Below are 14,257 nucleotides of genomic sequence, written 5' to 3' on the forward strand. Positions count from 1 at the left end.
GGAAGGGGACGTGTTAATGAAAAATAGAGATAAAGGTACGAAAACAGCGGAAGTATCAATGTATTTTTCGGAATTTGAAGTACCTCCAATGCAGGATGTTCTGATCATTGGCAAAAGGTCTCCTATTGGTCCGGAGGCAGCTAGAAGAATGGTAGACATGCTTTCTCCAGAACAATATGAAGTGATTAAAATAGAACATAAATATGTGGAGGCAATTGTTCTTAAAAAATCTTTAATAAATTTAATACCTGAAGATAAGTTGATTTCTATCATTATGGAGGAAGGAGGTAAAATTGCTGACGAAACAATGATTATAAAAGCGCAGGTTAGTATAACATTGCATGTTAGTAAATCCGTGGATTTATGATACAAAATGTTTTGAGTATAGCAGATAAAAATTTTTTAAAAGTCAATATGTTCTCAGGGGCGAATTCTATCCAGCACTGTTTTTATGAAAATGATGTTGAGTGTTTTGTAGTTTACAAATCTAATGAATTGGTTGGCATAGTTACAGAAAGAGAATTGATCAGGGCCCATCCCAATAGGATAATTGCAGATGTCATGTCGGATAGATATATATGTGTAAAGGGGAGTACGTATATATGGAAAACATTGGATATATTTAACAAGAATGAAGATTTAGAAATCATATTGGTGGAAGAAAAAAATGTTATTGTGGGATTTATTACAAAAATGATTTTAAAAATTGAATTGGGGAAACATATTGATTTACTTACGGAATTTTATAAAAGTGATTATATATTTTACAATGCTTACAGATTTATTCAGGAAAATAGAAATATTTCAATTATATTTATGGATTTAGATAATTTTGGATTCATAAATAAGAAATATGGGCATATAAAAGGAGACAAAATATTAAAATCAGTGGCCTCTATTTTAAAGAAAAATATTATTGTATCTGATAGTATCTGCTTCTGCAGATATGCTGGGGATGAGTTTGCTATTTTAACATCCTATTCTTCAAGCGAAAATAAGGTATTGGCAGAGCAGCTAATATCATCGATAAAAAAAAGTATTTTCCCAGATAAGATTTTAGTTTCGGTATCTATAGGAATAGCAGAGTATAAAGCAAAAAATCTCCATGAAGAAACTGATATATTAAATTGTATAGATAAATTGATTAATGCTGCAAGTCTAGCTTCTACTAGAGCAAAAAATATTAGCAGCCATTTATTTATAGCAGATGGGATAGACAATATATGTTTTAATGAAAGATGAATGTATTCAATTCACGATGTGTAAAAGTTCAAAGAACAAATATCAAGTATGACAATTTTTGACGGCAGATGAAATCTACCAAAATTGGACTTTGATATTTGAACTTTGAACTTCTTATATATCCTGAACCTGAAAATCGCATGATTTAGAAGTTATTATTTTTTAAGAGAATACTCAATTATTTTGTCTAACAATTGTGTAAAAGACATATTTACAGCATTAGCACTTTTAGGAAAGAGGCTATTTTTTGTCATACCCGGAAGAGTATTTAATTCAAGTACATATGGTGTATTGTCTTTTACTATCATATCCACTCTTACATAACCGGTGCATTTCAAAACCTTCCAGCATTTGAGGCATATTTTTTCTATTTCATTTTGAAGGGATTTTTCCAGCTCTACTATTATTTCTTCTGACCCGCCATCCGCATATTTGGAAGTGTAATCAAAAAAATTAGCCTTGGGTCTTATGGAGATAAGTGGAAGTACCTTACCGTTTAATATACAACAGGTTACCTCGTCACCTTTTATATATTTTTCGATTATAATTTCCCGGTCATAATCAAGAGCTAGCTTTACGGCATCTTCTACATGCTTTTTTTCGGTTACTATACTTGTAGCTACGCTTGAACCACCGCAATTGGGCTTTACAACTACAGGATATCCCATATCATCTAAGTATTTATAGTCTATTTCATCTATTGAATTGATACACAACCATTTTGCAGTATTAATTCCTGTAGCCTTAAATATTTTTTTGCTTATATCCTTATCCATGCATATTCCGCTTGTTAAAGGACCACAGCCTGAATATGGTATATCCATGGTTTCAAATACAGATTGAATTATTCCGTCTTCACCAAATTTCCCGTGAAGTGCGATAAATGCAAAATCTATATCTTTTACTTTTTCAAAAGCATCACTTTTTTTATCTATAACGATAGGTTTTACCTCGTATTTATTTTTATCCAGATAGTTTATTATCTCTTTGCCTGAGTTTAATGAAACTTCCCTTTCTGAAGATATACCGCCCATTATAACCCCTATTTTCATATCAATTCCTCCACATTTATTATTTTACCTACTATTGAATTTTGATATTATTGTTCTCAATAATTATTTTATACATTTACCTTGTAAAATAAAGAACCACATTTGGTCTATTTTGCTTAAGCTGTGGTTTCATATAGGACACTACCCTTTATTTATATGCACAATTGTGTAAAATATATATAGGTGAGGTGAAATCTATTATGTTCTCTGATATGAAAATAAGGGATAATAAATTTGTATATATACAATTAAAAGATTATATTAAAAGTATGATATTGAAGGGATTACTTAGGGCAGATGAAAAACTTCCCTCTTCCAGAGAAATGGCTTCAATGTTAAATATAAGCAGAAATACGGTGATGTATGCTTATGAATTTTTACAGGATGAGGGCTTTGTTTATATAAAAAGAGGAAAGGGCACTTTTGTTTCAGACGTAAAGGTAAATACCCAGGGAAAATGGAATATAGATTGGGAAGATGAAATAAATGAATATGGAAGGCTGTCGGAAAAATTAGATATAATCAAACATGAAACAAAATGGAAAAGTGGAATGATATCTTTTAAAAGCATAGCTCCTGATGAAAATCTTTTTAATATAGAGGAATTTAAAAAATCCTTTTTAAACCGCATGTCCATAGAAGGAAAAAAAATACTGAACTATGGATATGCTCAGGGTTATAAGTTTCTCATAGAATATCTTCTCAAGTATATGGAGAACAAAGGTGTTAATACAAGTGGAAAAGATATAATTATAACAAATGGTTTTACTGAGGGATTTGATCTGGTGCTGTCTTGTCTTACAAACAGGGGAGATAATATATTGTGTGAAAACCCCACTCATAATACGGCTATTAAGATTATGAAATTACATGGACTCAATATAAAAGGGGTCCAAATTGGTAAAGAAGGTGTAGATCTAAATGAGTTAAAAGAAAAATTAAAGGAAGGAAAATTTAAAATTTCCTATTTTATACCTTCTTATCACAATCCTACAGGCATTGTAATGTCTCCCGAAAATAGAGCAAAGTTGTATAATATACTTAAAGGTTATAATATACCTATAATTGAAGATGGTTTTAATGAGGAATTGAGATATTCAGGTGCCCATGTGCTTCCGATAGCTGCTATTGCAGGGAAGGGTAACAGTGTCATATACGTAGGAAGTTTTTCAAAAGTCTTGTTTCCAGGAATAAGGATAGGGTGGATATTGTCAGATAAGGTACTTACGGGATATTTGGAGAGTGTCAAGCGGGCAAGAAATATACATACTTCTTCTCTGGATCAAGCAATTTTTTATGACTATTTGCAAAGTGGAGATTTTAATAAATACATCAAAAAAGCTAGAAGAATATACAGGGAGAAATATGAATTTGCATTGAAATGTGCAAAGAATTATATACCCAATAGGGAAATACTTGGTGAAGGAGGAATGCATATTTTTATAAAACTAAAGGATATAAATTCCAGGCAACTTTTAGAAAAATGCTGCGAGAGGAATGTTATATTCACTCCTGGAGATATATTTTATGTAGATGACAAGGGACAGGACACTTTGAGACTTGGTTTTTCAAGGGTGAGCAGAGAAGATATAAAAAAAGGTTTTAGCATAATTGGAGAAGAAGCTAAAAAGTTAGGAGGTATATGATGAGAAAATTATCGGATAAAACGCTTTACAGTGGAAACTGGATTAAATTGGAGGAAATAACTTATGAGGGAAAGAAACATGAACAGCTGAAGTGGGAAAGTATAGAGAGAACCAATACTACAAACACAGTTGTAATAATAAGTAAAATGGTTCCATCCAATAGATATATACTTATAAAACAGTATAGACCTACTATAGATAATTATGTTATTGGATTCCCGGCTGGACTTGTGGAAAGTGGAAGTTTACCTGAAAATGCATTGAGAGAGTTAAAAGAGGAAACGGGGTATACAGGAAATGTAAAATCTGTAGGGATTTCTCTGTATTCCAATGCAGCACTGTTGACGGACAAAGTAAGAGTAGTAAAAGTTGAGATAGATGAGAATTTAGAGGAAAATAAGAAACCAAAACAGAATTTAGAAGCAGCAGAAGATATAGAAGTAATTGCCCTGAAAAAAGAAGAGATAAAAAAATTTTTTTTAAAAGAGCAGGCTAGGGGAATTGCTGTGGCCATGGGTCCATGGTATGCTTTTTTTGGAATGGAGAATATATAATCAAAATTGAATTGGGAGTTTGTTTGAAATATAATCACAATTATGATATATTTTTAACATGGACATATTATAATTTGAAATTGCAGGTGTAATTTATGGAAGATTGGCTTTTAAAAAAAGATGATTATATTCCACCAGAAGATAAAGATAAATTTATAGACAAAAGTATTTTTTCTATATTACATCTATTATCTCTTATTAAAAGAAATAATAGAAATGAAAATAATCTCTTATACAATTTAAATCCCATAGTGAAATTGTCTTTTACTATTTTAAATATAATATTTTTATCTTTGTCCAAAAGTTTTCACTATGTATTTTTAATGGATGTATATTTTCTGTTGTTATTAAGCCTTTTGAATATAAAAGAAATAAAGAGAATACTGATTTTAAGTACAGCTGTTCCGCTGTTCACTGCTGTAATGCTCATGCCTTCCATGGTTATGGGCAATACAAAAAACAGCATTTTGCTTATACTAAAGGTAGTTGGAACTATAATTTCCATAAATACTCTATCCTATACTACCAGTTGGCATGATATAATAAAAGCACTGAAAAAGTTTTTTGTGCCTGATATTTTTATCCTAGTATTTGATATAACCTTGAGATATATTTACATTTTAGGAGAATTTGCTCTAGATATGTTTTATTCTCTTAAACTGAGATCGGTTGGAAAGAACAGCAACAAATATTCTTCCATTTCAAAACTCATGGGAGGTTTGTTTTTAAAGTCCAAGGAAATGGGAGATGAAATGTATTATGCCATGGAATGTAGAGGATTTACAGGAGAATATATATCTCATGTGAAGTTCAAGTTTAAGTTTGTTGATTTCCTATATTCAATAGTAAATATTTTTATAATAGGCATGTATTTTTACATAGCTAGGATGAGGTTAGGATGATAGAATTTAAGGATGTATCTTTTAAATATAAAGATGAAGAGGTGCTCAAGAGTATAAATGTTAAAATAGAACAGGGAGATTCAATAGCACTTATAGGTGCCAATGGCAGTGGAAAGTCAACTTTCTTAAAGTTATTGAATGGGATGATATTTCCTATGAGTGGAAGTTACTATTTTAATAATATACAGATATCTAGGAGTAAATTGGAGGATAGTAGTTTTTCTAAAAAGTTTCACAAAAAAATGGGATTTGTATTTCAAAACTCTGATGCGCAGCTTTTCTGTTCCAATGTATATGAAGAAGTGGCCTTTGGCCCAAGACAAATGGGAATGGACGAGGCTGAAGTAGAAAGAAGAGTGGAAGATTGTTTAAAACTCTTGAATGTAAAAAATTTACAAGACAAAGAGCCATATAACATAAGTGGAGGGGAAAAAAAGAGGGTGGCCATAGCTGCTGTACTTGCTCTTAACCCGGAAGTGCTGGTTTTAGACGAGCCTATGAGTGGCATAGATCCGAAGGGTAAAAAGTTTTTAAATAATTTGTTTATAGAGTTAAATAAGGCAGGAAAGACCATAATATGTTCTACACATGATTTTGAATATGTAAAGGGGCTTTTTAAACGTGTACTGGTATTTTCAGAAGATCATCATATAATAAGAGATGATGTTTATAATAAGGTAATTGAGGATAATGATTTTTTGATAAAATATAATATCAAGTAATCAGTTGACATGGAAAGTGGAATATAATAAACTTAAAACTATAATATAAAATAGATTCTAGGTGCCTTATATATAGGTGAAAAGGGAATGCGGTTAGAATCCGTAACAGCCCCCGCTACTGTATTTGATTATGAATTTTGACTTTTAACTTTAAAAGTAAGAGCTCAAAATAAATATGGATCATAAGCCAGGAGACCTGCCTAGTAGTTGTTTTTGCTTTCGGAGGGAAAGAACTTTTAGTATGTTTAATCTTTCAGTGTAAGCTGAATTTTTATGTTAAAAGCGATGAGCTCTAGAACTCATCGCTTTTTATTTAAATATATATTTTAATAAAAATAAATTTTTATTTTATTTAACAGGTTTAGAGGAGTGGTTATGATGGCGAAAATTATGATCCAGGGAACGGGTTCTTCTGTGGGTAAAAGTATAATTGTCTCTGCTCTTTGTAGGATATTTAAACAGGATGGATATTCAGTATGTCCATTCAAATCTCAAAATATGTCGTTAAATTCCTATATAACTCTGGATGGCAAAGAGATGGGGCGTGCCCAGGTGCTTCAGGCTTATGCTGCAGGACTGCAGCCTGAGGCTTATATGAATCCAATATTGTTGAAACCAACTTCGGATAAAAAATGTCAGATAATAGTAAATGGCAGGGTATATGGTAACAGCACTGCCATGGAATATCACAACATGAAGCTGGAATTTAGGGACATGCTTAGAAATCATTTTAAAAAAATGGAAGAAAGTTTTGAAATAATAGTGATGGAGGGCGCAGGAAGTCCTGCAGAAATAAACTTAAGAGATAGAGATATCGTGAATATGGGCATGGCTGAGATAGTGGATGCACCGGTGATTTTAGCCGGTGATATAGACAAAGGAGGAGTATTTGCCTCTCTTGCAGGGACTATGCTGCTTTTTGATGAAGAGGAAAAGAAAAGAGTTAAAGGTACAATAATAAATAAATTTAGAGGGGATATAGATATACTAAAACCCGGTCTTAATATGTTGGAAGATATTATTAAAGTTCCCTGCATAGGAGTTATACCATATTTTAATCTGGCACTGGAAGATGAAGATGGAGCTGTGGAATTTAACAGGAAGGTTACAGCACCTATAGATATAGCTGTAATAAAATTGCCCCATATTTCTAATTTCACAGATTTGGATGCACTGAAAAGTGAAGAGGATGTTTCAGTGAGATTCATAACTTCTGTAGAAGAATTTGGGAACCCTGATTTACTTATAATTCCGGGCAGCAAAAATACTATAGAAGATTTGATAAAAATTAGAAAGTGTGGACTTGAAGCCTGTATTAAAAAATACAGTGAAAGCGGAATTGTAATAGGGGTTTGTGGAGGCTATCAAATACTTGGAAAGACCATAAGCGATCCATATAAAACAGAAACTGATATGGGAGAAGTAGAGGGAATGGATCTTCTGGATATAGAAACTGTATTTGAAAAAGAAAAAGTAACCACAAGGATAAAGGCCATAAGCAATATTGATTTCCCTTTTATAAAAGGAAATGGATCCTTAGAAAGAAGAAAATTGGATGTCTATGGATATGAAATTCATATGGGCATATGCAAATATGGTGAAAATGCAAAGCCGCTGTTTAGATTTACGGAGAAAAATGGAGAAAAAGTCAATATAGAAGATGGAGCTGTAAACACAAGACAAAATGTATTTGGAACTTATATACACGGCGTTTTTGATGCCATTGATTTCAGAGAATATATTTTAAATAAAATAAGACAAAATAAAGGCTTGAGTTATAAAAAGTCCAAAGTATATGAAGATCTTAGGGAAGGCGAGATAGAAAAACTTGCTGGTATAGTGAGAAAAAATCTTGACATAGATAAGATATATGCCATTATGAGTGTAAATAGATAATGGATACAAAGCTTGTACAGTTACTTACAGTAATATTAGAATGGGGGGATTGATTTGTCTATTTCCCTTATAAGTATAAATATGATAGATCTTTTTGCAGCAGTTATAGTGGATTGGATATTTGGGGATCCACATTGGTTTCCGCATCCCGTTATATATATAGGGAAACTTATATCCTATTTAGAAAAAAGAGGAAGAAAATTTTGCAGGAAAAATGGTACTTTAAAAGCTTTTGGGGGTTTGATAGTTTTAGTAGTGGGAGCTGTAAGCTTTTTGGTTCCATTTGCTGTGCTTATGCTTCTTGGAAAGCATATGGTTTTATATCATATAGTAAATGTATTTATTATGTGGACAACTATTTCCGCCAAATGTCTAGCTGTGGAAGCTAAAAAGGTATATTATTCATTGAAGGAAGAGAATATTGAGGATGCAAGATTAAAGCTTTCCTATATAGTGGGTAGGGATACATCTAACTTAAACAGTGAGGAGATAATAAGGGCAGATGTGGAAACGGTGGCAGAAAACACTTCCGATGGAGTTATAGCCCCGCTTATATATGCAGCCGTACTGGGAGCACCTTTTGCTATGCTCTATAAAGGTATAAATACTATGGATTCAATGCTTGGTTATATGAATGAAAAGTATAGGTATATAGGATTTTTTCCCGCTAAGATAGATGATCTATTCAACTTTATACCTGCAAGAATTACGGGATTGCTGATGTGCATATCATCTTTTATGATAAATGGCAGCCCAATGAAAGCTTTAAAGATTATGATAAGGGATAGAAAAAATCACAAGAGTCCAAATTGTGCTTATCCGGAAGCCGCCGCAGCAGGTGCCCTGGGAGTTCAGCTTGGCGGTACGAATGTTTATTTTGGTGAAATAGTGTATAAGCCTACTATAGGAGATAAGCTTACAACATTGAATTTTGAACACATAAAGCATTGTATAGATCTCATGTATTTTACAGAAATATTCATGGTGATTTTAATTGGAATAATACTGATTGTGCTGAATTTGAGCTATATTTAAAGATCAAGATTGGGATTAGGATGTGTTTATATGGAACATGGTGGAGATATATATACAGAAGGACTTTTGAAGGGAAAGGAGCTTTTGGATTTCAGCTCAAATATAAATCCTTTAGGCGTACCGGACAGTTTTAGAAAAAATATAGGTGAAGCACTGGAAAGTGTGGAAAAATATCCAGATGCTGAGTACAGAAAATTAAAGTGTAATATAAAGAGGTATTTGAAATTTTCAAAGAATTATTTTGGAAATTCTAGATATGATGGAGAAAATGTCATTGATGATAGAGATATAGTCTTGGGAAATGGGGCTGCTGAAATAATAGATCTGGCCATAAGCTGCTTTAAAAGTATATGTATAGTAGTGCCTTCTTTTATAGAGTATGAGAAAGACGCACTGAAATGGAAGTGCAGTATAAGCTATTCCAATTTGACAGAGAATATGGATTATGATTATCAGGATATTAAATCAAAGATTAAAGATGCGGAGGCTCTGATCTTGGGAAATCCCAATAATCCCAATGGTGTGATAATAGATAAGAGCAGATTTCATGAAATTGTAAATTTCTGCAGTGAAAACCACAGGACAATAATTATAGACGAAGCATTTGTGGAGTTTACAGGTAAAAGGAACTGTAGTTTTTTAGAGGAAATGGAACAGAACAGATGTATTTTTGTCGTGAGGGCGCTTACAAAATTTTTTGCACTACCTGGAATAAGAATGGGTTATGGGCTCTGTAGAGACAGGAAATTGATGGATAAAATAAGAGCTAAACAAAATCCCTGGAATATAAATTGTTTTGCAGAGACGGCAGGTAAATACGTATTGAGGGATAAATCTTATATGGACAGCTCTCTTGAATGGATTGAAAATGAAAGAAAATTTATGATGGACAATTTGAGTAAAATTCACATAATAGAAAAAGTATATGATACATTCAGTAATTTTATACTTTGCAGAATACAGGGTGTGAACTGTGAAGAACTTTATAAAAGATGTCTGGAGAAGGGTATACTCATAAGAAAATGCAGCAATTTTAAAGGTCTGGACTGCAGATTTATAAGACTGGCAATAAAGGATAGAGCTAAAAATCAAAAGCTGATAAACCTGCTGAAAAAGATTTAGCTGGAGGAGAAGATAGAGAAGTGAATAAAAACCTGTTGAAGAATAATTCAAATATGCTCATTGCTCTACTGCCGTCGGAAATAAAAGTTATAGTAATAGGCGGAGGAAGAGCAGCTTATATAAAGTCAAGGACTTTTGCACTGAAAGGATGCAGGGTATACGTGCTTTCACCGGAGTTTATCCAGGAATTTTATCATATGAAAGATAATTTGAATGTCGATATAATTCCGGGTTTATATCAAAAAAAATATATAGAGGATAAACACATTGTGGTCATTGCCACCAGTGATAGAGAATTAAATGAGGTTATAGGAAGGCATTGCAGGGAGTTGTGTAAAATTTATTTAGATGCCTCAGAACCTGAAAATGGCAGCTGTATTATCCCATGTCAGAGGAATACTGAAAATATTTCCCTGGGAATTAATACTATGGGAGTAGGTGTGTCTCCTATGACTTCGAGGTTTATTGCAGATGAGGTAGTAAAATATTTGAAGGACTATGATGATTTTGTGAAGTTTACCTCTAAAGTGAGAAACAATATGGGAAATATGGAATATAGAGAAAAAGTCATGAGATTTGTGTGTACGGAGGATTTTTACTTTTTCTACAGAAAAGGGAAATCTTCTATGATAATGAAGATGTTTTTTGGGTAAATGATGATTCGTTTTTGTAGGGGGTGATATCATTTGGAGTTTAAGATTGCAACTCGAAAGAGCAAACTGGCTCAACTTCAGACTGAAATAGTCATGGGTATATTGAAAAGAAATTTTAATGCTGAATGTCAAAAAATACTTGTAGAAACTACTGGAGATAAAAGACTTGACATAGCTTTAAATAAAATAGGAGGAAAGGGGCTGTTTCTAAAAGAAATTGAGCTGGCACTTTTGAAGGGCAAGGCGGATGCAGCAGTTCACAGCATGAAGGATGTTCCCTTCGACATTCCCGGTGAGTTTGAAATAGCGGCTGTACTAGAAAGAAAAGATGTAAGAGATGCTTTTATTTCGGCAGGTAATGTACATTTTGAAGAACTGCCCGAAGGCTCAAAAATTGGTACAAGCAGTAATAGAAGGGCTGCCCAGATAAAACTTTTAAGACCTGATTTGGAGATAGTTGCTATAAGAGGCAATATACAGACCAGGATAAAAAAGATAAAAGAACAGGATTTGCAGGGAATAGTTGTAGCTGCAGCAGGTATTAAGAGATTAAAACTTGAAAAATTAGTAACAGATTATTTTCCAATAGAAGAATTGATACCTGCCATTGGGCAGGGAGCTCTGGGGGTGGAAATAAAAAAGAACAGCCAGCACAAAGATTTTTTTGTGAATTTAAATGATAGGAGTACGAGAATCTGCGTGGAAGCTGAAAGAAGTTTTATGAGGACATTGAAGGGAGACTGCCATTCTACAATAGGTGCCTATGCCAAAATAGAGGGTAATCTTATAAATATCATAGGAATATTTAAGATGGGAAGTAAATTGGTGAAAAAGGACATAACGGGTAATGAAGAAAATTATATGTTTTTAGGTGAAAAACTTGCTAAAAATATAATAAATTCTTGAGGGAGGTTGCATATGGGTAAAGTTTATCTTATAGGTGCAGGTCCTGGTGATGAGGAACTTATAACTTTAAAAGCCGTAAGGAAACTTAGAGAATGTACTGTAGTAATGTATGATAGATTGGCAGGTACCGGAGTTTTAAAATATTTGAATGATCACTGTAAAATATATTATTGTGGAAAAGAACCAGGTTGTCATTATAAAAGTCAGGATGAGATAAATGCAATGTTAATTAAACTAGCAAAAGAGGGTCATATTGTAGGAAGAATTAAAGGGGGAGATCCTTATATATTTGGAAGAGGAGGAGAAGAAGCTCTTGCTCTTTTGAAAGAAGGTATTGAATTTGAGGTTATTCCGGGAATTACATCACCTATTTCTGTGCTGAATTATGCAGGTATACCTGTAACCCATAGAAAAATAGCTCAAAGTTTTCATGTGTTTACAGGGAAAACTGCAGATAAATTGAAAATAGATTGGAATGCTGCAGCCAGAATAGGTGGTACTTTGATTTTCCTGATGGGCTTTAAAAATTTAAGTATAATATGCGGCAATTTGATGAGAAATGGAATGAGGGAAAATACACCTTGTGCAGTAGTAATGAATGGAACTACTGCAAAACAAAAAAAGATTGTAGGACAGCTTAATGATATATGCGAAAAGGCCAGCAAGGCTTCATTGTCCTCTCCCTGTATAATAGTAATAGGGGAAGTGGTCGGGTTTAGTGAACAGCTGAACTGGTATGAAAAAAAGCCGCTTTTTGGGAGGAATGTCTGTATAGCCAGATCCAAAACACAGTCAAGGGTAATGCGACAAAAGTTACTGGACCTGGGAGCAGAAGTTACTGAAATACATTCTATTGAAATAAAGTATACTTCAGAAAATATTAAAAAATATATAAACAGGCTTTCGGACTATGATTATATTGTGTTTACCAGTGTAAATGGAGTAAATAGTTTCTTTGACAGGCTTTTAAGTGAAAACTACGATATTAGAAAGATAAAAGGAAAGTTTACGGCAATAGGTCCTGCTACAGAAAAAGCTATAAAGCAGAGGGGAATTATACCGGAAATGGTGGCAGAAAAATTTGTAGCTGAAAGCCTCCACGACAAAATGAAAAGTTTTATAAAAAAGGGAGACAAGATATTTATTCCGAGATCTAAAAATTCAAGGCCTTATCTGGCAGAAACCCTGCGGAAAGAAGGATGTATCGTGGATGAATGTTATACTTATGAGACTGTATTGGGCAAATTACCTCATGGAGAATGTTTTGATAATGTGGATATAGTGGTATTTACAAGCCCTACCACAGTCAAAAATATGATATGTCTTGTTGGAATTGAAGCTATAAGGCAGAAAAAAGTGGTAGCTATAGGTCCTATAACTGGAAAGGAATTAGAAAAACATGATATATATTATCATATGTCTCAGGAGTACACTACAAAAGGTGTTATAGATACTATTGTTTACACAATGCACAATTCACAGTGCACGATTCACAGTGATATCTAAATATAAAATAAGGAAAGGTAGTAATAGAGATGTTTACAAGACACAGAAGACTTAGAAAAAATCAAGTTATACGGGATATGGTAAGGGAAACAGCCCTTAACAGGCAGGACTTTATCTATCCGCTGTTTGTGGTGGAGGGAGAAAATATCAAAAGGGAAATATCTTCTTTGGAAAACAATTATCATTATTCTGTAGACATGCTTCATGATATTGTAGATGAGCTTAAAGATGCTGGGGTAAAGAGTGTAATTTTATTTGGAATTCCAGGATATAAAGATGAAGTCGGCACCTCGGCTTTTGAGGAAAATGGAATAGTTCAAAGAGCTATCAGAAAACTTAAGGAATTGAATCCAGAACTTTTTGTAATTACTGATGTGTGCATGTGTGAATACACCAGTCACGGTCACTGCGGGATATTAAATGGGCATGAAGTTGATAATGATAAAACTATAAAATATATTGCAAAAATAGCTTTGTCCCACGCTGCAGCTGGAGCTGATATGGTGGCTCCTTCTGATATGATGGATGGAAGAGTGGGAGCTATTAGAAATACTTTGGACGAAAATGGATTCAAGGATGTGGGCATAATGGCTTACAGTGCTAAATACTGTTCCGCATTTTATGGACCCTTTAGAGAAGCTGCCAATTCATCCCCTAAATTCGGAAATAGGAAGTCATATCAGATGGATCCCGGAAATATAAGAGAAGCTATGCTGGAAATAGAAGATGATATAAAAGAGGGAGCAGATATAATAATGGTAAAGCCGGCCATGGCCTATTTAGATGTAGTTAAGCTTGCAAGAGAAAGATTTGATGTGCCTATAGCAACTTATAATGTAAGTGGAGAATTTGCAATGGTCAAGGCAGCAGCTAAAGCGGGTCTTATAAATGAAAAATCTATAGTGAAGGAAATGCTCACCTGTATGAAAAGAGCTGGGGCAGGCATGATAATTACCTATTATGCCATGGACATATGCAGGTGGATAAAGGAAGAAAATTAGGGTATATAAGTTTAAAATGG

General features: G+C 33.4%; 14 protein-coding genes and 1 riboswitch. Of the genes, 13 read left to right on the top strand and 1 reads right to left on the bottom strand.

What is annotated here, in order from left to right; all coding sequences use genetic code 11:
* Positions 1-16 precede the first annotated feature (16 nt).
* Complete coding sequence (locus LN736_RS09345; RefSeq protein WP_150357161.1) at positions 17-367, top strand: hypothetical protein; 351 nt, start codon at positions 17-19, stop codon at positions 365-367.
* Positions 364-1,242: a GGDEF domain-containing protein gene (locus LN736_RS09350; protein WP_150357160.1), complete on the top strand. Its 879-nt coding sequence runs from the start codon at positions 364-366 to the stop codon at positions 1,240-1,242. The genes LN736_RS09345 and LN736_RS09350 overlap by 4 nt, the downstream gene beginning before the upstream one ends.
* A gap of 155 nt (positions 1,243-1,397) precedes the next feature.
* Here LN736_RS09350 and LN736_RS09355 read toward each other — a convergent pair whose 3' ends face one another.
* Positions 1,398-2,294 carry a D-alanine--D-alanine ligase gene (locus LN736_RS09355; protein ID WP_150357159.1) on the bottom strand — a complete coding sequence of 299 codons (897 nt, stop codon included), beginning with the start codon at positions 2,292-2,294 and terminating at the stop codon, positions 1,398-1,400.
* Positions 2,295-2,494: 200 nt separating this feature from the next.
* Here LN736_RS09355 and pdxR point away from each other — a divergent pair, with 200 nt between their 5' ends.
* From pdxR to hemB, 11 genes are all read left to right on the top strand, one after another.
* Positions 2,495-3,940: a MocR-like pyridoxine biosynthesis transcription factor PdxR gene (gene pdxR, locus LN736_RS09360; RefSeq protein WP_150357158.1), complete on the top strand. Its 1,446-nt coding sequence runs from the start codon at positions 2,495-2,497 to the stop codon at positions 3,938-3,940.
* Entirely contained in the window at positions 3,940-4,494 is a 555-nt protein-coding gene (locus tag LN736_RS09365) for an NUDIX domain-containing protein (protein ID WP_150357157.1), read from the top strand. The genes pdxR and LN736_RS09365 overlap by 1 nt, the downstream gene beginning before the upstream one ends.
* A 95-nt stretch (positions 4,495-4,589) precedes the next feature.
* Positions 4,590-5,396 (top strand): energy-coupling factor transporter transmembrane component T, encoded by an 807-nt coding sequence (locus LN736_RS09370; protein WP_150357156.1) that lies wholly within the window; start codon positions 4,590-4,592, stop codon positions 5,394-5,396.
* A complete protein-coding gene (locus LN736_RS09375; protein ID WP_150357155.1) occupies positions 5,393-6,118 on the top strand; it encodes an energy-coupling factor ABC transporter ATP-binding protein in 726 nt (241 codons plus the stop codon). Before LN736_RS09370 ends, LN736_RS09375 begins: the two co-directional genes overlap by 4 nt.
* 42 nt (positions 6,119-6,160) lie before the next feature.
* Positions 6,161-6,336, top strand: a riboswitch (cobalamin riboswitch).
* A gap of 160 nt (positions 6,337-6,496) precedes the next feature.
* Complete coding sequence (locus LN736_RS09380) at positions 6,497-8,014, top strand: cobyric acid synthase (protein ID WP_229981437.1); 1,518 nt, start codon at positions 6,497-6,499, stop codon at positions 8,012-8,014.
* An 81-nt stretch (positions 8,015-8,095) separates the two neighbouring features.
* A complete protein-coding gene (cbiB, locus tag LN736_RS09385; protein ID WP_150357702.1) occupies positions 8,096-9,049 on the top strand; it encodes an adenosylcobinamide-phosphate synthase CbiB in 954 nt (317 codons plus the stop codon).
* A 30-nt stretch (positions 9,050-9,079) separates the two neighbouring features.
* Positions 9,080-10,171: a pyridoxal phosphate-dependent aminotransferase gene (locus LN736_RS09390; protein ID WP_150357696.1), complete on the top strand. Its 1,092-nt coding sequence runs from the start codon at positions 9,080-9,082 to the stop codon at positions 10,169-10,171.
* A 20-nt stretch (positions 10,172-10,191) separates the two neighbouring features.
* Positions 10,192-10,824, top strand: coding sequence for an NAD(P)-dependent oxidoreductase (locus LN736_RS09395; RefSeq protein ID WP_229981438.1), 633 nt, complete (start codon positions 10,192-10,194; stop codon positions 10,822-10,824).
* A gap of 33 nt (positions 10,825-10,857) precedes the next feature.
* Positions 10,858-11,730 carry a hydroxymethylbilane synthase gene (gene hemC / locus LN736_RS09400; protein WP_150357692.1) on the top strand — a complete coding sequence of 291 codons (873 nt, stop codon included), beginning with the start codon at positions 10,858-10,860 and terminating at the stop codon, positions 11,728-11,730.
* Between the two features lie 12 nt (positions 11,731-11,742).
* A complete protein-coding gene (cobA, locus tag LN736_RS09405) occupies positions 11,743-13,236 on the top strand; it encodes a uroporphyrinogen-III C-methyltransferase (protein ID WP_150357690.1) in 1,494 nt (497 codons plus the stop codon).
* 29 nt (positions 13,237-13,265) lie between these two features.
* On the top strand, positions 13,266-14,237 hold the full coding sequence (gene hemB, locus LN736_RS09410) for a porphobilinogen synthase (protein WP_150357688.1): 972 nt from the start codon (positions 13,266-13,268) through the stop codon (positions 14,235-14,237).
* Positions 14,238-14,257 lie beyond the last annotated feature (20 nt).

The organism is Clostridium aromativorans, assembly GCF_020908015.1.
Taxonomy (GTDB): Bacteria; Bacillota; Clostridia; order Clostridiales; family Clostridiaceae; genus Clostridium_B; species Clostridium_B aromativorans.

What these genes read in the sequence shown, in the direction of transcription:
- LN736_RS09345 (WP_150357161.1), top strand. Translation starts at nt 17, where the DNA reads ATGAAAAATAGAGATAAAGGTACGAAAACAGCGGAAGTATCAATGTAT.
- LN736_RS09350 (WP_150357160.1), top strand. Translation starts at nt 364, where the DNA reads ATGATACAAAATGTTTTGAGTATAGCAGATAAAAATTTTTTAAAAGTC.
- LN736_RS09355 (WP_150357159.1), bottom strand. Translation starts at nt 2,294, where the DNA reads ATGAAAATAGGGGTTATAATGGGCGGTATATCTTCAGAAAGGGAAGTT.
- pdxR (WP_150357158.1), top strand. Translation starts at nt 2,495, where the DNA reads ATGTTCTCTGATATGAAAATAAGGGATAATAAATTTGTATATATACAA.
- LN736_RS09365 (WP_150357157.1), top strand. Translation starts at nt 3,940, where the DNA reads ATGAGAAAATTATCGGATAAAACGCTTTACAGTGGAAACTGGATTAAA.
- LN736_RS09370 (WP_150357156.1), top strand. Translation starts at nt 4,590, where the DNA reads ATGGAAGATTGGCTTTTAAAAAAAGATGATTATATTCCACCAGAAGAT.
- LN736_RS09375 (WP_150357155.1), top strand. Translation starts at nt 5,393, where the DNA reads ATGATAGAATTTAAGGATGTATCTTTTAAATATAAAGATGAAGAGGTG.
- LN736_RS09380 (WP_229981437.1), top strand. Translation starts at nt 6,497, where the DNA reads ATGGCGAAAATTATGATCCAGGGAACGGGTTCTTCTGTGGGTAAAAGT.
- cbiB (WP_150357702.1), top strand. Translation starts at nt 8,096, where the DNA reads ATGATAGATCTTTTTGCAGCAGTTATAGTGGATTGGATATTTGGGGAT.
- LN736_RS09390 (WP_150357696.1), top strand. Translation starts at nt 9,080, where the DNA reads ATGGAACATGGTGGAGATATATATACAGAAGGACTTTTGAAGGGAAAG.
- cobA (WP_150357690.1), top strand. Translation starts at nt 11,743, where the DNA reads ATGGGTAAAGTTTATCTTATAGGTGCAGGTCCTGGTGATGAGGAACTT.
- hemB (WP_150357688.1), top strand. Translation starts at nt 13,266, where the DNA reads ATGTTTACAAGACACAGAAGACTTAGAAAAAATCAAGTTATACGGGAT.